Origin of the sequence: Streptococcus jiangjianxini (genome assembly GCF_040225085.1) — a bacterium.
GTDB lineage: Bacteria > Bacillota > Bacilli > Lactobacillales > Streptococcaceae > Streptococcus > Streptococcus jiangjianxini.
Window position 1 is genome coordinate 56,577 of the sequence record NZ_JBEHGL010000009.1, and the last position, 19,048, is coordinate 75,624.

Below are 19,048 nucleotides of genomic sequence, written 5' to 3' on the forward strand. Positions count from 1 at the left end.
CAAAAATAGCTTATTTTCTAACAATTTCTTCCATGATATAAGCTTCGATGGTATCGTCAACTTTAAGATCGTTGAAGTTTTCAATCATAAGGCCACCCTCTTGAGCGTTTCCAACTTCTTTAACGTCATCTTTATAGTGTTTCAAACTAGCTAATTTACCATCAAAGATAACAACACCATCACGGATGACACGAGCGCTTGAGTCACGTGTAATTTTACCGTTGATGACCATGAATCCACCGATAGTACCAACTTTAGAAACTTTGAAGGTTTCACGGATAATTGCTTCACCAAGAACTTTTTCTTGATATTCAGGATCCAGTTTACCTTTCATCGCTTCTTCAACTTCCTCGATGACCTTATAGATAATGCTGTGAAGGCGAATTTCAACTTCATCTGCATCAGCCTGTTGACGTGCTTGAGGTGTCGGACGAACGTTAAAACCAATGATAACAGCGTTGGAAGCTTCTGCTAGGGTGATATCTGACTCATTAATGGCACCAACTGCTGAGTGAACCACATTAACACGAACACCCTCTACTTCGATTTTAAGAAGAGAAGCTGCCAAGGCTTCAACAGAACCCTGAACGTCGGCTTTGATAATAACATTAACAGTCTTAACCTCTCCGGCTTTAAGAGTATCAAAGAGGTTCTCGAGACTAACACGTTGTGTATTTTGACGTTGTTTCATCAGAGCCCGCTTAGCCCGTTCTTCACCAGCTGCACGAGCGGCTTTTTCATCAGCGTAAACAGCAAAATGATCACCAGCCATAGGTGTTTCGTTCAAACCAGTAATAGAAACTGGTGTTGATGGCGCAGCTGTTTTAACACGACGACCAAGATCATTGACCATCGCACGAACACGCCCAAAGGTATTACCGACAACGATTGGGTCTTGAACATTAAGGGTTCCTTGCTGAACGAGAAGGGTCGCAACCGCACCTTTACCTTTATCAAGACGAGCCTCAATTACAGTACCGATGGCACGAACAGTTGGATCGGCTTTTAACTCTTCCATTTCCGCGACAAGAAGAACTGTTTCAAGTAATTCATCGATATTTTGACCGAATTTCGCTGAAATTTCCACAAACTCAGAATCACCACCCCAAGCCGTTGAAATCACCCCATGTTCAGCCAATTCACCAATAACACGTTCAGGGTTGGCTCCTGGTTTATCAATTTTGTTAATCGCAACAATGATTGGAACACCAGCAGCTTTTGAGTGATTGATCGCCTCAATGGTCTGTGGCATAACACCATCATCCGCAGCCACAATTAAGATGGTCACATCAGTTACTGAAGCTCCACGTGCACGCATAGAGGTAAAGGCAGCGTGTCCTGGTGTATCCAAGAAGGTAATTTTTTTACCGCTGGTTTCAATTTGATAAGCACCGATATGTTGAGTGATACCACCGGCTTCTCCAGTTGCAACACGTGAATTACGTAGGGTATCGAGAAGAGTTGTTTTACCGTGGTCAACGTGACCCATGATTGTAACAACTGGGGCACGTTCTACTAATTCATCAGGATTTAAGTAGTCTTCATCTGCAAAAAAGCGTTCGATATCTGCATCATCCACTTCAATCTTAGCGTGAGCTTCAATACCATAATCAACCATCAAGAGTTCAATGGTATCACCGTCCAATGATTGGTTTTGTGTTGCCATAACACCCATCATAAAGAGTTTTTTGACAATTTCAGCAGGCTCACGTTTAATGCGTTTTGCAATTTCAGCAACCGTCATACCTTCAGTATATTCAAATTCCTTAGGTAATTCATGGAATTTACGCTCTGTTACTGGTTTTGGAGCATTATTACCATTACGGTTGTTTTTACCTTTTTTGTTTTGTTTATTTTTGTTCCAGTTACTATTTCTTTGATTTCTCACTTGGTTTTGATTCGTCCGATTTTTCTTATTTTTACTTTGCTTAGGACCATCTTCATGCTGACTTGAATAATCACGCGATTTATCAAGACGACCCTGTTTTTTACGACGGTTGTCTGATTGAGTAGGAGCTACTTGTGCTGGAGCAACCGCCACCTTAGGCTTGATAGAATCTGCAGCTAGACGAGCAGCTTCTTTCGCCTTTTGTTCTTTTTCAGCCTCAGCTTGTTTTGCTTTGCGGGCTTGTTCTTGGGCGATTTGAGCCTGACGCTTCGCTTCCTCTTGTTCACGGAAACGTGATTCACTTTGGCGTGAATACTCAGCATTTTGTTCAGCTTTTAGAGCGGCAGCACGTGCTTTGAAATCTATTTTTGGTCCAGGTTGTTGCTGACGATTTTGTTGGCGATTACGACTGAATCGATTGTCCCGGTCGCGGTCATTACGATTTGACTGTTCGAAACGACGGTTATTATTAGAACGATTGTCTTGCTGACGACCGCCATTATGCTGACCTTGTTGGCTGCGATTGTCCCGTCGGCGATCGTTTGATCGATTATCACGACGGTTTTGACTGTTCCCATTACGATTGTCTCGATTACCGCCATTAGCACGACGCTCGGCTTCAGCCTTGGCTTTAGCTTCACGCTCGGCTTTAAAGTTACGACTTTGTGGACGTGGCTTTGCGACACTTGGTTTTTCGGTTTCAGACTTTTGATTAGGTTCTTCAACCTTTGAAGCAGTTTCTTTTGCCTTTTCAGTTACCGATGACTGACTAACTTCCTGAAATTTCGGTGTACTTGACACTTTCTTCTCAGTTGTTTTTGGTGCTGCCTTACCTTTAAAAGCTGCTGTAAGGCGTTCAGCATCAGTTGCTTCAACACTTGACGCATGACTTTTAACTGCCAATCCTAACTCTTGAGCCTTGGCCACAACTTCCTTACTTGCGACACCGACTTCTTTCGCAATTTCATATAAGCGTTTTTTTGACACGTGATGTCCTCCTATTCTTTATGCCATAAGAGTCCTCATTTTCTTTGAAAATCCAGCATCAACAATGGCGATCGCCTTTCTCGGCTTACCAATTGCCATGCTTAATTCCAGTGTATTAAACACTGTGGAGACTTCTATTTGATAGTATTTACTTTTATCCGTGATTTTTTTAGTCAAATTATCGCTAGCATCATTAGCTAGAAAAATCAATTGCGCTTCCTGATGTTGAATTGCTTTAATAACTAATTCTTCACCAGATATGACTTTCCCAGCTCTCTGTGCTAAGCCGATTAAATTGGCTAATTGCTGATGATTATTCAAGACCGAGCTCTCTTCTTTTCACCTTGTGGTCAACGTAAGCAATTAAATCATCATAGAATGCATCAGTAATTGTCACTTTGAAACTACGGTCAAAAACACGCCGTTTTTTAGCTTCCTGTGCTTCCTGATTATCTAATTTAATATAAGCTCCGCGACCGTTCGCTTTTCCAGTTGGATCGATAAAAATATCACCCTCTTTGTTTTTAACAATCCGAAGCAAATCGCGTTTATCGATCACTTCACCAGAAACAAGCGATTTTCTTAAAGGTATTTTACGTGTTTTAGCCATAAATACCTCCTCTATTGTTATTCTTCATTAAGTGCTTCTTCAAGCGGTGTTACATCTATGTCTTGTTCTTCTAGTGAGTCTGCTTCTATCACTGGTGCTTCAACTGAAACAGCCTCTTCGTCCTCAGATGCCAAAGCTTGTTGCGCTTCTATTTCTTCGTACTCAGTAGCAGACTTAATATCGATACGGTAACCGGTCAAATGTGCTGCCAGACGTACGTTTTGACCGCGACGACCAATCGCCAGCGATAATTTACTGTCTGGAACAACGACTGTTGCACGTTTGCTGTTTTCTTCATCAAAGAGCACCATGTCAACTTCTGCAGGAGCAATTGCATTATAGATAAATTCTGCAGGATCTTCAACCCATTGGATGACATCGATATTCTCTTCAACTGGTACTTCAATACCTGTTTTAGCATCAAAGCGTGTTGGGTGGAACTTGCTGATAACTTTTTTGATGTTTGATCCTCCACGACCAACAATAGTACCAATGGCATCAACATTAGGATTGTGACTACGAACCGCAACCTTTGTACGATCACCAGCTTCACGAGAAACGCTCATAATTTCCACTGTGCCATCAAAGACTTCTGGAATCTCCTGCTCCATGATGCGTTTGATGAATTCAGGGTGACTGCGGCTAACAAACACATTGACACCTCGAGGGTTATTTTCTACTTTGTAGACGTAGACTTCAATGCGATCATGCGACTTGAATGTTTCACCTGGGATCTGATCCTGATGTGACAATTGCGCTTCCAAAGAACCAAGGTTAACATAGATAAAGCGTTGGTCGAAGCGTTCAACAGTACCAGTCATGATTTCACCTTCATGCTCCTTGTATTCGTTGAAAGTAACTTCACGCATTTGTTTACGCATTTTTTCCATGATTGTTTGTTTAGCTGATTGAGCAGCTACACGGCCAAATTCAGCAACTGACTCTTCGAAACGGATCTTATCGCCAAGCTCGTAAGCTGAACTGATAGCTAAAGCGTCTTTTAAACTAATTTCAAGCCGACTATCAAAGACCTCATCAACAACCTCGCGAACTGTATAAACTTGGAAATCACCTGTTTTTTCATTGAACTCAATAACACAGCTTTCTGACTGTCCATAACGGCGTTTATAGGCTGATTTTAAAGATTCAGTCACAGCATCAATGATATCCTCTTTATTAATGTGCTTTTCTTCTTCCAAGATGCGGAAGGCTTCTAACATTTCTTTGCTCATGTTTCTCTCGCCTTAATACTTAAGGCAATTCCTTTCTTCTCAATGACTAGCGTTACAACTTCACCGCTAAACGGGCTTTAGCAATGGTTTGATAGGGAATTTCAACAGTTTTATGACGCGTCTTATCCAAGTAATCAATGGTCAGAATTTCACCATCGAAGGAAACCAAGTCACCTTCAAACAACTTGATTTTATCAATAGCTTTGTAAAGACTGACGCTGACGTATGAGCCAACCGCATTCTCCAAAGCTTCCTTAGTTTTCAATGGACGTTCCAATCCAGGGCTAGATACTTCCAAAAAATATTGTTCTGGGAAAGGATCCGGCTTAATAGTATCTAGTAAAGGACTAATAATATCCGTTAATTCTGCCGTATCGTCTACCGAAATACCCCCAGGCTTATCTATAAAAATACTAAGGACGTAATCGCCACCCATTTTTCCATATTCTACATCAACTAATTCGTAAGGATCCTTAATATGAGGTGTAACCAATTCAGTTACCTGTTCAACTATTGTTGCGATAATAATCCCTCCTTGCACAGACAAGAGGCGAAGTCATTACCCCGCCCCTTTCTCATTATTTTAATTAATCATATCATAATAATAGACAACTTGCAAGCCTAAAGCGCCTTCCGTTTACGCTATACGCATGTAGAAAATGGATGTTACTATTTCTAAACACACACATGTTTCAACATAATTTCATAAAACTCACACAAGAGCATAAATGACGTCTTATTTCAGGGATGTTACAACACATCTTCTACCTAAAAAATGGCATTTGAAATGAAACACTATTTTCTTGAAAAACTTTCTTCCTACGCTTAGCATGCCACATTTTATGATACTAGCATCTAATCTTCCTTAGCCAAATCTCCCTTAATATCAAAAGTATACTTGTGACCTTGTGTTAAACTTTGGTAGAATCCTTTGCCATCGTACAATTGGAAAACACGAACGTTTTCTCTTTCCTTATGATCAGGATAGACTTGTTCCACAAAGGGATTTCCTGCCAGTACTTCCTCTAATTTTTCCTCACCTAACTCACGAACTTTACCTTCAATGCGAATAACTTGAATCAAATATTCCTCTTGGTACATGCCAGTTATAGCTATGTGAGGATTCGTTTGCAGTTGATTATAAAAACGAGTTGTAGGACTTGTCATGAAAAAAACCCCTTTTTCATTAGCCAAACCAATATGAATAAAACGAGCATGAGGTTGCCCTGCTAAATCAGTAGAAGCGATTACAGATGGAGACATTTTAGTCTCCAATAAATTCAAAATTTCCTTAACTTTCATAAAAACCTCTTTTCTCTTTTGTAAACGTTTTTATTGTTATTTTATCATATTAGGTGTATTTTTTCACACAAATATAAATGCTGGTCTTGGTAAAATAAAAAAACTTACAGAGTATGAGAACATCACCAAAACCGCTAAGCGACTATACCATTCGCAAATTTTCCTTAATGCTTGCTTAAAAATAGCATGAATAACTCTGTCACAAAACTCCTGAATACTGGAGTAAAAAGTGTTGCCTTCTCACTCGTTTACTCTGGGATTGACGCATATTGGTTATGACTACCTTTTGGGACTTTAGTGTTTTTAGACTCCTTATCCGCTACATAAACCTTGCTACCACATTTCTGCTCGTAAAACCACGATTTCGCTATCCCTTCCTTTGACGGTTACAGTTTCTAGTGTCAGACTTAAAACAGTCTATCCCCAGACTGTTTTAATCCGATACCTCACGATAGTCAGGCTTGGGAGTCGCTATTGATACTCATTTAAGAAAATAGTGAAAATGCTAGCTTTGATTTTTAATGAGTATGAGTTCACCAGTAGCGGGTGCCCACAGAGGACTTGCACCTCAGATATACGACATGCCCGTCGTACAAAAAGAGTGACTGGTAAGATTTTTTCACCAATCACTCTCTAAAGCACGCATATGCCTCTTATTTAAATGCCCATAGCATCGATTTAAACTCAGTGTCCAAAAACTCCTCAGACATGAAAATCTTGGCATCACACTCTCAAGGTATATGCCCATCAGATTAAAACACTGAGGAACAAAAACAACGATAGATATAAGAAATTTTCTCTAAAATTGATTTTCGCAGGTAAGTGGTGGGCGAACACCTTACAAACTGCATGAAATCAAGGATTAAAAAGGAGAGGAGGGGATTCGAACCCCCGAGCCCCGTTAAGGACTACACGCTTTCCAAGCGTGCGCACTCGGCCACTATGCGACCTCTCCATAAAGCGGAAAATTCCGCTACTCTTTTAAAATTGTGCTTCCACACGGTAAATGACTTGACCTTTCGAAGAAAACTTGCGCTCATACTCAGTCATCACATTACCTTCGTAATCACTGGCATGCAAATCAAGCCAAATCTGCTTCAAGGTCATACCATACTGTGAAAAACTGGCTAAACTGTACTCAAACAGACCACGGTTATCTGTTTTGAAATGAATTTCACCATGTTCGGGTAAGATTTGCTTATAGGTATCTAAGAAAGTCTTATAAGTCAATCGACGCTTTTCATGCTTAGTCTTAGGCCATGGATCCGAGAAATTCAAATACATGAGAGCAACTTCTCCATCTTCAAAATAGTTGGTCAAACTCGACCCATCCACACGAAGCAAACGAACATTTGGAGCCTGACTCTCGATAACCTTGTCTAAGGCATAGCTAAGAACAGAGACTTGGATGTCGATACCGACGTAGTTAATATCTGGATTCTGCAAAGCCATGCCTGTGATAAAAGCGCCTTTTCCAGAACCGACTTCGATATGAATAGGATTGTCATTACCAAATACTTGATGCCATTTTCCTTTAGCATCTTCTGGATTTAAAAGGACGTGTTGAGGATGATTTTCTAAATAGTCTTCAGCACCTTTGCGCTTGCGAACTCTCATTTAAATAACTCTCTAAATTTTCTAAGGGCATAAATTTCGCGGTTAACGCGCTCCATATCACGATTATCAAAATACTTTTGAATCTGTGATAAATAAGACAACTGACCATACCAATAAACCTTGTCCATCACAGCTTTAGGATTATCATACCCATAATAAATAAGCCAGTCTGACCAAGCCACACGAGGAACATAGTGGCTAAGAAGATGCCCAATGTCATACATAGGGTCAGTCAAGCGAACCGAGTCCCAATCAACAAGGTAGATAACACCGCTGGTAGTAATAATCCAGTTGTTATGCCGAACATCACCATGAACAATTGTAGCATCATCTCGGTCGAAATTTGGCAAGCTTTGTTTTAACCCTTTAACAATCGACTGAATAAAGGTATTCTCACGCAACTGAAGTGGCATTTCGCGTTCTAATTTAGCAAGGAGCTCATAGGGATTTTCAATCTGATACTTAAGCTGTAACAGCTGATTAGCTAGATGCTTTGATTTGTGCAAACGTAACAAAACTTGGACAATCTGTTTGCTCATCATATCTTGTTTAATCAAGGTGCGACCGTTAAGCCACTCCTGTGCACTCATCATGTCCCCATTGCCTAATCGTTTAGCCCACAGCAATTGAGGGGCAATCTGCTCTTTAGCTAAGGCTGCTAAAATGGGAGTAGTATTTTTTTTGACAAAAACACGTTCCCCAGATGGGTAGGTTCCCATATAGGCTTTATTACTTTTCCCACGCATGGGTGTCAATGTTAAATCGTTATCAATAACTGTCACCATACCCTCCTTTTTTTGATACCGCTTTAGCTTTTATTTTACTTGTTTTTGAGGACTTAGTCAACAAACTTCTTCAGCTTATTTGGCAAATACACCAAGCTTAGAACAAATATGATTGGCAGAATGGCCAAAAATCGCCAATTTAGAACAACAAGACTCAATTGAATCAAGCCCAGGCCAGAAGATATTTTCATTAGTAGACTTTTAAAAGCTTGTAATTTGGCGTCACTTCCAACTGGATATAAACGTGTCATGACTTGATAATCGTAAATCCGATATAGCCCAAGAAGCTGAAACAACAGGAGGTAATCGAAAAGTCCGATCATGGCTACTCCCCACCAATTAGGCATTAGAACTCCAAGAACTAGACTGATAACCAGCAACCTGAGACTAAGCCAGAAGTAATCACCACTTCTTAAATAGGCACGCGCATACAGTTCCAGCCATACATTTTGGTTTTTGGCTTTTGTTAACAATCCTAAAAGTGGATTGAGGTATTTTCTTGGTTTCGTTGTGCTGGAAATCCCTTTTACCGTTGTAAACAATGAAAAAAAGGTCAAAATTTCTTGTTGTCTTCGTTTTTCATAACGGATTAATTTGTCAAAATTCAATAAAGAACCGTGATAAAATCCTTTCATGTGACGACGTAGCCGTGCTCCTCTGAGAACTAAAAGCAGGATAATATAAATAATGAACTGCCACAATGCCCAACCCGACAAGAGAAAAATAGGAGCTAATAAAAGAGTGACAAATACTTGAAGACCTCCCCAAAGTATGAAGGATTTCTTTGCAGCTTTTTGTACATTTGCCTGAAACAAAGTCTCCTGTGGCAAGAGAAACACCTGATCAGCAGCTTCCATATAGGTTGCTAGCTTACCAAAAAAGGTCATAGCAAGCGTTGCCAAGATAGAGAATACTATGGGGAGAAAAGACCCTTTAGGAAAATGATTGATGAGATCGGTATACTGTACGACCAAAAAGCCCAGAAGGAACATTAGAACTAAAATAAAATGATCGTTAAAAACATAGCGCAGATACTTGGCACAACGTTGATTAAACTCTAATTGACGCTTTTGAATGAGATTTTTCATCTTAATTCTCCTGTGTCAATTGCATGTAAATCTCGGTTAAATCAGCATTGGGTAAACGAAACTGCTGGCGCAGTTCTTCTAAGCTACCATTTGCTAGGATTTCACCCTGGTGAAGAATGACAAATCGATCGCACATTTTCTCCGCTGAATCAAGGACATGAGTGCTCATAAGCACCGCTGTTCCTTTTAGTTTTTCTTCTGCAATAATAGCAGTCAAATCTCTAATAGCTAAAGGATCAAGCCCTAAGAAGGGTTCATCAACAATCAGTAAACGGGGCTCTATTAAAAGGGCTGCAATAATCATAACCTTCTGTTTCATCCCTTTTGAAAAATGAATGGGATACCAACCTAGCTTATCCTCCAAACGAAAAAGCTTTAAGAGTTTCTGACGCAGTTCCTTTTGTTCTCCTAAATCATAGGCTAGAGCGACTGTGTCTAAATGTTCTTGCAGGGTTAATTCTTCATACAGGATTGGTGTCTCAGGGATATAACCGATTTTGCGGCGGTAACCTTCTGGATTCTCCAATAATTGCATCCCATCTAAACTCACACTTCCTTGATAGGGCTGCAAAAGGCCAATAATTTCATTGATAGTGGTCGATTTACCAGCACCATTGAGACCAATTAGACCAACAACTTCCCCAGAAGCAACTTCAAAAGAAATATCTTTTAAAACAGGAATATTAACATAACCACCAACCAAGTGATCTATTTTTAACATGACGATTTTTCCTAACTTTGATATACTAGACTTAATTATAACATTGCGTATAACATAACGTATTATACTACCATCAAAACGCCTATTTAATAACGTTTTGAACAAAACTGATACTATATATCATAACATATCATAACCCTAAAAGTTGGTTAAAAAGTTGGCTAAAAAGTTTACCAACCCCATACGAGTTCAGCAGGCAAGAATTAGCGTAGTTACCAGCTACGCTTTTTTATTGCTGAAATTATTATATTAAGAAAAAGCCAAGCGAAAAGCTAGGCTTGTAATTTCTTATCAGCGATGGCGTTTGTAAGGGTCTGTGAAAAGTTCAAACCTAATTCACGCCCTAGAGTATCCGCCCAACGTGGAATAGTGAGTGTTTTCTTTACAGGCTCTTGGCTACCTAGGTATTCAGCAACATCAACCATCACCATAGAGACGAAAGACTTGCTAGGATCGTAAGTCAAGTTTATATCATCTTCACCATGAAAGGGGTTATTATCAACCAAAGATAAATCGTTAATATCTGACGGCTCAGGAATATCACGCCCGTTCTCGATATAATCAGCTAGCATAATCCCTAACCAATCGCTAGCCATTGCCAAAGCGTTAGCCATATTCTCGCCTTGTGTTGCTGAGTTCTCAAAGTCTGGAAAAGTCACAAAGTAAGGGACGTTTGTCCCGTCTGTATCGTCATAATAAAATAAAGCTGGATAAGTAACAAGCATAGTTTACCCCCTAAAAGAAACAAGCGGTAGACTGTCTTTATAACAGCCCTGCTTGCTTTTTGATACCCCGTTCAGTGTATTTGTTGATTTCACCGTGGGGGATATTACCAAATTCTGACACATGGCAGAATTTAAGCACCGTTCAGTGTATTTGTTGATTTCACCGTGGGGGATGGTTATAGGACGTTCGCCTGCTTTTTCAAGCTTAACGTGCGACCCTTTTCCACCCTTAATTTCTATTCAACCGTGAGCGGTCAAAAGTTTAACCATCTCTTTTTGTGTCATAGGCATAGCGCTTTTACCTCCTGACAAGATAATTATATCATACGTGTTACACGTATTCAACCAAAAACAGATTATTTTGCACATCAAATAACGCTCTAAAACGTGCCAAAACTTTAACTTGTGAGTATACCTGCTTTAAATCCTATGGCTAGGCTTATACTTGTAATTCTTCACGGATTGCTTTTTGTAATAACTGACTAAAATTGACCTTGTTTTCTTTTCCGACTTCAACAAGCCAACTTGGTAAAGTTACCGTCTTATTGACAACTTTTGACCGTTCACGCTCACGGACAAGCTCAGTATCTACTGAAATAGCCTGTAAGATATCTTCATCACTGGAAAGCACTCCCGCTAAAGCTTTAAAGCTAGATGGTGTTGGAAATTCCTTGCCTTCATCTTCAAACATGACGGTATAGATTTCAAGCACTTCACGGGCGTTATAAATAGCCTCGTTCAACGTGTCCGCCTCGCTGATTGCTCCTTGGAAATCTGGGAAAGTGATTGTGTAGCCGCCGGTTTCTTTATCTGCTTCAAAAAGTGCTAGGTAGGTATATTTCATAATATTAAACTAAGCCAATGACCAAAATCCCCTTAAGGGATAGGAAGCGATTATTTCACTCCCCATACAAGATTTTTAGAATATTGTTCAGTGTACCAGGTCTATAGTCTTTTTCCTTTGGTTTAGGTATCGTTACCGTTCGCCCGTCCTCATGTTTCCAAACTTCATGCGACCCTTTTCCAAAGTTAGTTTTGCTAAAACCTTGCTTCTTAGCAATTTTCTTTAGCTCTCGCTCTGTCAATGGCTCATCTCCTTTCTTTATCTTTAAATATATTATACACTTGTTTAAAACACTTGTCAACGATTAACACGTATTTAAAACGATTGTTTTAGCTATCTACGTGTATTCAACTTCAACCCCTATGGCTAGGCTTTTCACCATTTTTTACCCGTCAAAAACCCGTCAAAACCGCATAAAATCAGCGTTCTACTAGTTTCCAAAAATTTCAAAAAGGGAATTTTTTGCACGGAAGAGGGCGGCGTTATCAGAATACGAATATTCCTGCCCCGATAAAAAAGATAGGGGGTATATCCGAATAATACATACTCCCCCCACTTTAGTATTCCCCGCTATTCCAACTCTGATTCAGCAACACTTTATCTAATTCAGCCATTGCCTCTTTCTTCAGCCGAAAGAACTTTGAGCGACTTATATCAAGACGTTCTTGTGCTTCAGTCAAGGTTTCAGTGTTCACTATTGCAAACAACGTCATTACTAATTCCAAGTCTTTAATCTGTTGTAGAATGTTCAGCAATTGTTTTCGCTCTTTGTGTAGCTGTTCAATCTGTTTCATCAGATAATTAGATTGGTTTAAATAAGCTACTGTCTTGCTCTCTACTGCATTTGTTTTGCTTGTCTGTACTCTTACATTAGAAAAACTTTGAGAACCGTAGACAATGCTTAATGTCGCTTCTCTGTCTTCTTCCAACGTCTTAATCATTTTTGGAATAGACTTTAATTGATTGATTAGTTGTTTAGCGTCCACCTATGCCCCTCCGTGTATGGTATAATAAGATTGCAATGCTTATTAACACGGAAGCCGGCGAGTGCTGGTCTTTTTTTTGTTTTTTGGCGCGAAAAAATTTGTACAGTGACGGCGTGAAGCTCGGCGAACCACCTAGGGAGGGGGATACCCCCCATCATGATGATCCGTCGGTAACTGGTTGCCCACATATGCCACAAGTATTTCTAGTTTTAAGAATAACCTTCTTATTCTTCTCAAAAGCCACCCTGTGTGGTCCGCTCCTATCAGGTCTTGAAGTATTATTTTCTATACTCCCAATCTTACATATCTTGTATTCTGTAAGGTTCAGACAAATAGACACAAACGTAATCATATCAAGGCTTTACTTACAATCCTTAAAAACGTATCTTACATTTTTTCAATATGTCAGATACAAAGGCAGTTACTACGTAAAATTAGTAACTGCCTTTTACTAATCTTCAAATTTAAGGTTGTTTACCATTTCTTGCCAAGCATTATCAATTTGTTTTGTTTTTTCGCTCTTGATTCCAAGTGTTTGTTCAGCCTCTTCCTCTGCAAGCCTGATAGCTTCTTGTCTGTGCCTTTCTGATTCTGCTTCACGCTTTCGGCGTTCTTCTTTCAGATAAGCTTCCGATGCTCGGTCGATTATTTTTTGATCTTCATCGATTTTCTTTTGGATCTTATTGTTGTACTCTTCCCAACCTTTATTGATTTCTTCTTCTCTAGCTTTACAGCTTTTGTCAGCCCCTTCGATAAGTTTATCGTGCCATTCATAGGGATTTTGTTCTTTTGTCATTATTTTGTCATCTCCTTATATTGTTTAATAAACTGGTCTACCAAATAGGCAGGGTTGCTTTTAGGTTTATAGCGTAGTCCCAAATAAATTTCAGAATTAATGTAGCCACGTTCATCTTTTTTGAATTCTTCGGAATTTTTTCCGATTTGATTTTGTAAAATTCCTAACGTCTCAGAAATAAGCGCTAGCGTATCATTGTACTCTTTACCGATTTTTTCTAAATCTACAAAGAAAAGTTCTAGCTTTTTAGTTGTCTCGTCAATTTTTTTATCCGACACTTCGATAATTTCATGATATAAACTTTGATATTTTTCTTTGTCTACGAGCGGTGAGTGTCTTAATTCGTTCAAGTTATCTGATAATAATTCCTTTGTGTTTTCTAACGTCCACAATTCATCTTTAGCTTTATTATAAGCCTCCTTATCAATGTTCTTTTTCGCTTCAATGATAGATTTTTTTGCTTGTTCGATTTCGGGAGATAAAGCTGTATAGTCGTTTTCTAGTTCTGTGATTTTAGCTTCAGCCGTTTGTTTTAATTTTGTCAATTCGTTTTTTATTTGTTTAAGTGTACGTTCCATTTTGTTTCTCCTTTTTGATGGTATTAGTTATTAGTGTATTGATAATTTATTACGTATCATTTCTAATCGGTGGTTTTATGTTATTCTCCTATCTATTATATTCCGTCACCCTCAACCGCTCTAGCGATCTTCTTAAGCCTATCTGACTTATCAAAATAGCTGTCATAAGTCACAAACACGCCATACCCTACGCCGTGAACTTCCACCACGTCCACTTCACAAGCTCATAGCGTGCCTGTAAAGTAGCCTAGAACGGCTAACCTAATATCTTCCGCCGTTGGTTGAAACAGCGTGTTATACGTCCAATAATGCTTCATTTAGTAATTCCTATTCTTGAAATAGAGCATCAATTTCTTCATCAATCATTGCTTCAGATTGATTATAGTAATCCTTGAAGCTGTCACAAATACGCTTAAAGATATAATTCAACTTCTTATCTTCCGCATATTCCACATAGAGCTGATTATTTGCTCCACCTTGTCCATCGTTGAAGTAAGCCACCTCAATAACAGGCTGTTCATAAGTTCCTGCCATATACCCTATAAGAGCATGACCAGCGGTTTGTGCCGTGCCAAAGTCTTTGAAGTCATAGTGAAATGTAAATGTTTTTGGTGTATCTGAAATTGTCTTCATGTTATTCCTCAAATCTACTACACTAAATCCATAACTGTAGTAACTTTTTTTAGCAAGTGTAGTAACTATAAACGCCGTCATATCAACGTTTCTAGCCAATCTACTACAGTTACTACAGTTACTACAGTGATTTTGTTCAGTGCAACTTTTTTTATTTTATTTTTTCTTTTTGTTTTTCTGTTTTATTTTTATATTAATATTTACTGTATTAAGTGTAGTAGTGTAGTAATAATAGAGATAAACCCTTGATATAATAAGGTTTTTGAGTTACTACAGTTCTACTACACCACTACTACAGTTAAGACTTTTTCAACTTATATCCTCTAACGCTAACATTCTTACGCTTATCATTTTCCTTTCTAAGAGCTGGAAACGACCTATTAGCGTAAAATGGTGTATCGCTATCTGGGAAGAAACCTCTTGGATAACTCCGATTGATTCCAATGCTTATCGGATAAGGAGCAGATTCCCACCCTCTCGGCAGATTAGCTTTTACTTCCTTATGGAATGCTTCGCTGGGGGTGTAATCTTTAACCTTATAATAATCGGTATAGAACCCCCAAATATACCAAACAAATTCATTAGGTAAGAACGTACTCTCTAGTTCGTCTGTGAAGAAACTTTCTACAAATCCGACGATCGGTTCAGAATCCTTGATATTATTAGCCAAGGCTTCTTGTGAGGCTTTAGCTTCAATGTCTTGCCATGGTGTTTCAATGGCTAGTTTTAGAAAGTATTCTAACACTTCTGATCGTCTTAAATAATCATTCTTAATAGCTCTATTTGGCTTACCTTGATAGGCTTTTTTAAACGGCACAACCACAAAACGCCTAGTGATAGCCCCTTTGTCCGCTTCCATCTTCGGAAAACCGTTTGACGATTGAACAACGGGCAATCTTAAACGCAACGTGTAAGGCGTCTTTCCTTTTTCCTCAATCTTCAAAGGGTCGCCTGTCACAAGTGAAAAGATGGTGGATGTGTTTTTGATTCTAACATCTTTTTGAACATCATCGCCTATAACAACTGACTTTCCAATAAGAGCTGAAGTTCCAAAACGGTTCATACCGTCAAGTTCATCTACCTTTAAACTAGCAATATTGCTTTCGCCTACCATATCAGCGATAATTTGCTGAAATGACCCTTTACCACTACCGCCCTTACCTTGAAGCCAAAATAAGCGTTCTAAAGTCTTACCGGTAACAACCGATTTCAATATCTGAATGGCTAGGTCAAATAATTCATCATCATCGTCTAAAACGCTTTTTAGCCACTCTGTCGGCTTCCAACCGTTGATAGTTGGTTCTTGCCTATCTGCGTTATATGGGTAATCAATGCGCCGTGTCACAATGACACTTGGATTGTACGGCTCTAATGCCATGGTTTGGCAATTAAGAAGCCCATTGCCTAGCGCAACATAATTGTCGTTGATTTCTCTAATCGTGCTATTTCTAGCGATCATATAGAGAACATCTTTAGCTTTTCGTTCCGTTGTATCATCATTGATAACTGTGATAAGATCTTTGATTAAAACATTATTTTCTAAGTAAATCCCCTTATCTGGATCATATAAGCAAAGTGGGGGTTCTTGGTTGTCATTAACAGGCTTGATTCTGACAAAACGGATATACTCCATCAGAAACTTAGCCATTGATGCGGGTTGTTTAGAAATAGCTTTAGCATACGCTTTTTTAGCGTGTTCTTTCGCTTCTTCTTCGATAACGTCCCTTGTGGTGATTCCGTCGGTATCTCTGTCAAGAGCTTCTGCTATGCGCTTTTTGACACTAGCTTTATTAAGATAAGCTTGATAGGCGGATTCATAGGCGTCTTGCCTTACTCTATCAGCAAAATAGCCTATTTGCCCTTTAATGCCGTTTAAGCTGGTTAAAAAGTTGTCTTTTTGTTCCGGTAAACTTCGGGTTATTGATTCCCAATCTAATTCTGTCAAACAGTCGCCCCCTCTCCGTTATAATATCTATTCACCTCTTCAAGTAGAAAAGCATTCAGGCTTGTTGTTCTCAAGGCTGTTGTTAAATACAGATAGACTTTTTCTTGATCAACACCATCACGATAACAACGCCTGATAAAGCTTATCAGTTCATCTTTAGTGCTGATACCATAAGCAAAAGCTCTATCTACAATGCCTGTAAGAGATAAACCGTAACCATTCCTGTTAGCTCTCACTGTTGCAATTTGAAGAGCGTTAACAAAATCAAGCACTTTACCCCTTAAATAAGTTGGTGTCATGTCATGAACTAACTGCCACCCCCTAGCAAGATAAGTATCGATGTTGTCTGTTTCACTGACAGAAATCTGGATACCATCTTTGCCAAGATTTTCAAAATAACAGTCAGTCGGTTCAAAATAGGTCATGATACAATAGCCCTGTTTGTATAGTAGACGAGTTTTCACGCCATCTAGCCCCTTAAAGTCTTTGACCCATTCAGGGGCAATCATAATGTCAATATATCGCATTAGCCCACCCCCATAAATAGCAAGACATCACTAATCTTATAAAAAATCGTCTTACTCCCTTTAACCGGTGGAACATAAGGCTTTAAGCCGTGTTTTTTCCATCTATCTAGCGTTGGTTGTGAAACATGCAAATCTTCCCTTAATTCAGTCTGATTGATTAACCCTGTTTTACTTTGTTTGATATATTGTTGATTGACGATCGTTTCTAAAACAGGAATCAATTTTTCAATCCCTTGAAGTTGGATTGCTGTCATTAGTTCTTCAGTTTTATCTGTCATCAATTCCACCTTTCTATTTGCATAACTCTGCCATATCTACTTAGATACTCGGGTTCAGTTTCGTTTTTAAGCTCTGTAACGCCCTCTGTTGGCTCTGTTTTGCTCGGTATTTTGGTAATCTGATACATTAGCCATAAGGTGAATAAAACCACGATAGCGAGCCAAAAAGGGCTTAAATTAAGTTCTTCACTCAATGCTATCCACCTCCTCTAATCTGTTCACTACGTCTTTCAAAAGCATGTTCGCAACATTTAGTGTTGCATAGGTAGTGCTACTGTCGTCCGTAGATAAAGCCATATCTGAAATAATGGCAAGGCTAGATAAAGTAACTTTCAAATCATCAGCGGTATATCGTTTTTCTGTCATTCGTTAACCTCTAACTTTATAATTTTCTATATACGCTTTTTGTTCTTTTGGTGTCATAGCTAGATAGTATTTAATTTCTTCTTTAGATAATCTACCTTTGAGATAGTCCGTTATCATAGCTATATCTGTACTGTCTGCGCCATAAGAACGCAACAATTCTTCAGTTAGTCTTTGTGTCATTGTTTTACCTGTCTTATTGTATGGATTAATTTATTTTTACACCGCTACAGTTGTTACTGTCTAAGTTGGCGGTCGGTGTTTTACGTCTGGTCAAAAGTACCTGTAATGTGGTACAATAGAGATAATGAAAAAATACTAAACCCATCTATTGCCTGTTGATGATTTTGGTATTCATTTAGCGAAAAGGCTTGGAACTTTGGTTGGTTGTCAAAGCCTTTTTTTTGTTGTCCTTATCCATAAATTTCATTGAATTCTTTGAAATATCTGTCAGGAATGGCGGTCATTGCTTCTTGTTGAAGTTGCATGGCTTTTAGTTTGTTGGTGTCACTAGCTGTTTCTTTTGCCATAATTTCACGAGCAACAATAACTTGAACGTAGTATTCTTCAAGCTTAAGTTTGCGCCCCTCAGTGATTTCCGCTTCTTCTTCCTCCTTGATTTTAAGAAACTCAAAGTCTATGATCTCGCCTTTCTCTAACGAGTAGGAAATATTCTTGCGAGTTTTCCACGTTCCCAATCGGTGCTTGATTTTATCATCAGCCCAATCTGGAAGCCGTTCTCTTAAGAGATCCATTGTAACCAAGCCATTATCATCATAAATCTGATAAAGTAGCTCTTGTGTAAATGGTGTTTGTGTCATGTAACACTTCCTTTCTATATTTAAAGGTCAAAATTTTCCCAAGGCTCACGGATACCGAGCAACTTAGAAATTTTGATTTTCAATTCAACACTTCCTTTACCAGCCTTTAGCAAATCCGTAATTGTCCCTTGACTACGCAAGCCAACCGCTTGTGTTAGGTCGGCTTTTGTCCAACGTTTTTCGTTTAGTCGTTGCTCAACAAGAGCAACCCACTTTTGATATTGCTGATCCATTTTTTTCTCCTCTCATTTTTTATTGAATGGTAATGCGAGTTTTTGCGAAAATATTATAAAAATAATTGACATGTTTTACACTATGGTGT

At 38.9% G+C, this 19,048-nt stretch carries 23 protein-coding genes, 1 tRNA gene and 4 pseudogenes; all 28 read right to left on the reverse strand.

Annotated elements, in window-relative coordinates; all coding sequences use genetic code 11:
- Nucleotides 1–10: 10 nt before the first annotated feature.
- The 28 genes and pseudogenes from infB to ABP870_RS05345 all read right to left on the reverse strand — a co-directional run bounded on the left by infB (nt 11) and on the right by ABP870_RS05345 (nt 18,959).
- A complete protein-coding gene (gene infB / locus ABP870_RS05215) occupies nt 11–2,041 on the reverse strand; it encodes a translation initiation factor IF-2 (protein ID WP_405054641.1) in 2,031 nt (676 codons plus the stop codon).
- A 63-nt stretch (nt 2,042–2,104) separates the two neighbouring features.
- Nucleotides 2,105–2,875, reverse strand: a pseudogene (locus tag ABP870_RS10650) (translation initiation factor IF-2 N-terminal domain-containing protein); the annotation flags it as partial.
- A gap of 18 nt (nt 2,876–2,893) precedes the next feature.
- Nucleotides 2,894–3,196 carry a YlxQ-related RNA-binding protein gene (locus ABP870_RS05220; RefSeq protein ID WP_350014412.1) on the reverse strand — a complete coding sequence of 101 codons (303 nt, stop codon included), beginning with the start codon at nt 3,194–3,196 and terminating at the stop codon, nt 2,894–2,896.
- Entirely contained in the window at nt 3,189–3,485 is a 297-nt protein-coding gene (gene rnpM, locus ABP870_RS05225; RefSeq protein ID WP_350014413.1) for an RNase P modulator RnpM, read from the reverse strand. The genes ABP870_RS05220 and rnpM overlap by 8 nt, the downstream gene beginning before the upstream one ends.
- A gap of 17 nt (nt 3,486–3,502) precedes the next feature.
- Entirely contained in the window at nt 3,503–4,717 is a 1,215-nt protein-coding gene (nusA, locus tag ABP870_RS05230; protein ID WP_350014414.1) for a transcription termination factor NusA, read from the reverse strand.
- Between the two features lie 52 nt (nt 4,718–4,769).
- The gene (rimP, locus tag ABP870_RS05235) at nt 4,770–5,258 is read right to left on the reverse strand and encodes a ribosome maturation factor RimP (protein ID WP_405054532.1); all 489 of its coding nucleotides are present in this window, start codon (nt 5,256–5,258) and stop codon (nt 4,770–4,772) included.
- 314 nt (nt 5,259–5,572) lie between these two features.
- Nucleotides 5,573–6,019 carry a pyridoxamine 5'-phosphate oxidase family protein gene (locus ABP870_RS05240; RefSeq protein WP_350014415.1) on the reverse strand — a complete coding sequence of 149 codons (447 nt, stop codon included), beginning with the start codon at nt 6,017–6,019 and terminating at the stop codon, nt 5,573–5,575.
- An 868-nt stretch (nt 6,020–6,887) separates the two neighbouring features.
- A tRNA-Ser gene (locus ABP870_RS05245) sits at nt 6,888–6,974 on the reverse strand.
- 26 nt (nt 6,975–7,000) lie between these two features.
- A complete protein-coding gene (trmB, locus tag ABP870_RS05250; RefSeq protein ID WP_350014416.1) occupies nt 7,001–7,636 on the reverse strand; it encodes a tRNA (guanosine(46)-N7)-methyltransferase TrmB in 636 nt (211 codons plus the stop codon).
- Nucleotides 7,633–8,418 (reverse strand): cell cycle regulator CcrZ, encoded by a 786-nt coding sequence (ccrZ, locus tag ABP870_RS05255; protein WP_062712470.1) that lies wholly within the window; start codon nt 8,416–8,418, stop codon nt 7,633–7,635. Before ccrZ ends, trmB begins: the two co-directional genes overlap by 4 nt.
- A gap of 56 nt (nt 8,419–8,474) precedes the next feature.
- A complete protein-coding gene (locus ABP870_RS05260) occupies nt 8,475–9,509 on the reverse strand; it encodes an ABC transporter permease (protein WP_350014417.1) in 1,035 nt (344 codons plus the stop codon).
- Between the two features lies 1 nt (nt 9,510).
- Nucleotides 9,511–10,230, reverse strand: a complete 720-nt coding sequence (locus ABP870_RS05265; RefSeq protein ID WP_350014418.1) for an ABC transporter ATP-binding protein — start codon at nt 10,228–10,230, stop codon at nt 9,511–9,513.
- 272 nt (nt 10,231–10,502) lie between these two features.
- Complete coding sequence (locus tag ABP870_RS05270; RefSeq protein ID WP_350014419.1) at nt 10,503–10,955, reverse strand: type II toxin-antitoxin system HicB family antitoxin; 453 nt, start codon at nt 10,953–10,955, stop codon at nt 10,503–10,505.
- Nucleotides 10,956–11,093: 138 nt separating this feature from the next.
- Nucleotides 11,094–11,195 (reverse strand): annotated as a pseudogene (locus ABP870_RS05275) (type II toxin-antitoxin system HicA family toxin); the annotation flags it as partial.
- Nucleotides 11,196–11,394: 199 nt separating this feature from the next.
- Complete coding sequence (locus ABP870_RS05280; protein ID WP_350014420.1) at nt 11,395–11,799, reverse strand: type II toxin-antitoxin system HicB family antitoxin; 405 nt, start codon at nt 11,797–11,799, stop codon at nt 11,395–11,397.
- Between the two features lie 55 nt (nt 11,800–11,854).
- Complete coding sequence (locus tag ABP870_RS05285) at nt 11,855–12,100, reverse strand: type II toxin-antitoxin system HicA family toxin (protein WP_350014421.1); 246 nt, start codon at nt 12,098–12,100, stop codon at nt 11,855–11,857.
- A 256-nt stretch (nt 12,101–12,356) separates the two neighbouring features.
- A complete protein-coding gene (locus ABP870_RS05290; RefSeq protein ID WP_350014422.1) occupies nt 12,357–12,785 on the reverse strand; it encodes a hypothetical protein in 429 nt (142 codons plus the stop codon).
- Between the two features lie 172 nt (nt 12,786–12,957).
- Nucleotides 12,958–13,074: pseudogene (locus ABP870_RS05295) on the reverse strand (HNH endonuclease); the annotation flags it as partial.
- A gap of 162 nt (nt 13,075–13,236) precedes the next feature.
- Nucleotides 13,237–13,581 (reverse strand): hypothetical protein, encoded by a 345-nt coding sequence (locus ABP870_RS05300; protein WP_350014423.1) that lies wholly within the window; start codon nt 13,579–13,581, stop codon nt 13,237–13,239.
- Nucleotides 13,581–14,159, reverse strand: a complete 579-nt coding sequence (locus ABP870_RS05305; RefSeq protein WP_350014424.1) for a hypothetical protein — start codon at nt 14,157–14,159, stop codon at nt 13,581–13,583. The genes ABP870_RS05300 and ABP870_RS05305 overlap by 1 nt, the downstream gene beginning before the upstream one ends.
- A 330-nt stretch (nt 14,160–14,489) precedes the next feature.
- A pseudogene (locus ABP870_RS05310) lies at nt 14,490–14,792 on the reverse strand (hypothetical protein); the annotation flags it as partial.
- 298 nt (nt 14,793–15,090) lie between these two features.
- Complete coding sequence (locus ABP870_RS05315) at nt 15,091–16,737, reverse strand: phage/plasmid primase, P4 family (protein WP_350014425.1); 1,647 nt, start codon at nt 16,735–16,737, stop codon at nt 15,091–15,093.
- The gene (locus ABP870_RS05320; protein ID WP_350014426.1) at nt 16,734–17,264 is read right to left on the reverse strand and encodes a hypothetical protein; all 531 of its coding nucleotides are present in this window, start codon (nt 17,262–17,264) and stop codon (nt 16,734–16,736) included. Before ABP870_RS05320 ends, ABP870_RS05315 begins: the two co-directional genes overlap by 4 nt.
- On the reverse strand, nt 17,264–17,542 hold the full coding sequence (locus ABP870_RS05325) for a hypothetical protein (RefSeq protein ID WP_350014427.1): 279 nt from the start codon (nt 17,540–17,542) through the stop codon (nt 17,264–17,266). Before ABP870_RS05325 ends, ABP870_RS05320 begins: the two co-directional genes overlap by 1 nt.
- Nucleotides 17,543–17,728: 186 nt before the next feature.
- A complete protein-coding gene (locus tag ABP870_RS05330) occupies nt 17,729–17,908 on the reverse strand; it encodes a hypothetical protein (protein ID WP_350014428.1) in 180 nt (59 codons plus the stop codon).
- A 3-nt stretch (nt 17,909–17,911) separates the two neighbouring features.
- Nucleotides 17,912–18,088 carry a hypothetical protein gene (locus tag ABP870_RS05335; protein ID WP_350014429.1) on the reverse strand — a complete coding sequence of 59 codons (177 nt, stop codon included), beginning with the start codon at nt 18,086–18,088 and terminating at the stop codon, nt 17,912–17,914.
- A gap of 230 nt (nt 18,089–18,318) precedes the next feature.
- Complete coding sequence (locus ABP870_RS05340; protein ID WP_350014430.1) at nt 18,319–18,726, reverse strand: hypothetical protein; 408 nt, start codon at nt 18,724–18,726, stop codon at nt 18,319–18,321.
- 20 nt (nt 18,727–18,746) lie between these two features.
- The gene (locus ABP870_RS05345) at nt 18,747–18,959 is read right to left on the reverse strand and encodes a transcriptional regulator (RefSeq protein WP_350014431.1); all 213 of its coding nucleotides are present in this window, start codon (nt 18,957–18,959) and stop codon (nt 18,747–18,749) included.
- Nucleotides 18,960–19,048 lie beyond the last annotated feature (89 nt).

Excerpts from the sequence above, each read along its gene's own strand:
- rnpM (WP_350014413.1), bottom strand. The coding sequence starts at position 3,485 with ATGGCTAAAACACGTAAAATACCTTTAAGAAAATCGCTTGTTTCTGGT.
- nusA (WP_350014414.1), bottom strand. The coding sequence starts at position 4,717 with ATGAGCAAAGAAATGTTAGAAGCCTTCCGCATCTTGGAAGAAGAAAAG.
- ABP870_RS05240 (WP_350014415.1), bottom strand. The coding sequence starts at position 6,019 with ATGAAAGTTAAGGAAATTTTGAATTTATTGGAGACTAAAATGTCTCCA.
- trmB (WP_350014416.1), bottom strand. The coding sequence starts at position 7,636 with ATGAGAGTTCGCAAGCGCAAAGGTGCTGAAGACTATTTAGAAAATCAT.
- ABP870_RS05260 (WP_350014417.1), bottom strand. The coding sequence starts at position 9,509 with ATGAAAAATCTCATTCAAAAGCGTCAATTAGAGTTTAATCAACGTTGT.
- ABP870_RS05265 (WP_350014418.1), bottom strand. The coding sequence starts at position 10,230 with ATGTTAAAAATAGATCACTTGGTTGGTGGTTATGTTAATATTCCTGTT.
- ABP870_RS05270 (WP_350014419.1), bottom strand. The coding sequence starts at position 10,955 with ATGCTTGTTACTTATCCAGCTTTATTTTATTATGACGATACAGACGGG.
- ABP870_RS05280 (WP_350014420.1), bottom strand. The coding sequence starts at position 11,799 with ATGAAATATACCTACCTAGCACTTTTTGAAGCAGATAAAGAAACCGGC.
- ABP870_RS05300 (WP_350014423.1), bottom strand. The coding sequence starts at position 13,581 with ATGACAAAAGAACAAAATCCCTATGAATGGCACGATAAACTTATCGAA.
- ABP870_RS05305 (WP_350014424.1), bottom strand. The coding sequence starts at position 14,159 with ATGGAACGTACACTTAAACAAATAAAAAACGAATTGACAAAATTAAAA.
- ABP870_RS05320 (WP_350014426.1), bottom strand. The coding sequence starts at position 17,264 with ATGCGATATATTGACATTATGATTGCCCCTGAATGGGTCAAAGACTTT.
- ABP870_RS05325 (WP_350014427.1), bottom strand. The coding sequence starts at position 17,542 with ATGACAGATAAAACTGAAGAACTAATGACAGCAATCCAACTTCAAGGG.
- ABP870_RS05330 (WP_350014428.1), bottom strand. The coding sequence starts at position 17,908 with ATGACAGAAAAACGATATACCGCTGATGATTTGAAAGTTACTTTATCT.
- ABP870_RS05335 (WP_350014429.1), bottom strand. The coding sequence starts at position 18,088 with ATGACACAAAGACTAACTGAAGAATTGTTGCGTTCTTATGGCGCAGAC.
- ABP870_RS05340 (WP_350014430.1), bottom strand. The coding sequence starts at position 18,726 with ATGACACAAACACCATTTACACAAGAGCTACTTTATCAGATTTATGAT.
- ABP870_RS05345 (WP_350014431.1), bottom strand. The coding sequence starts at position 18,959 with ATGGATCAGCAATATCAAAAGTGGGTTGCTCTTGTTGAGCAACGACTA.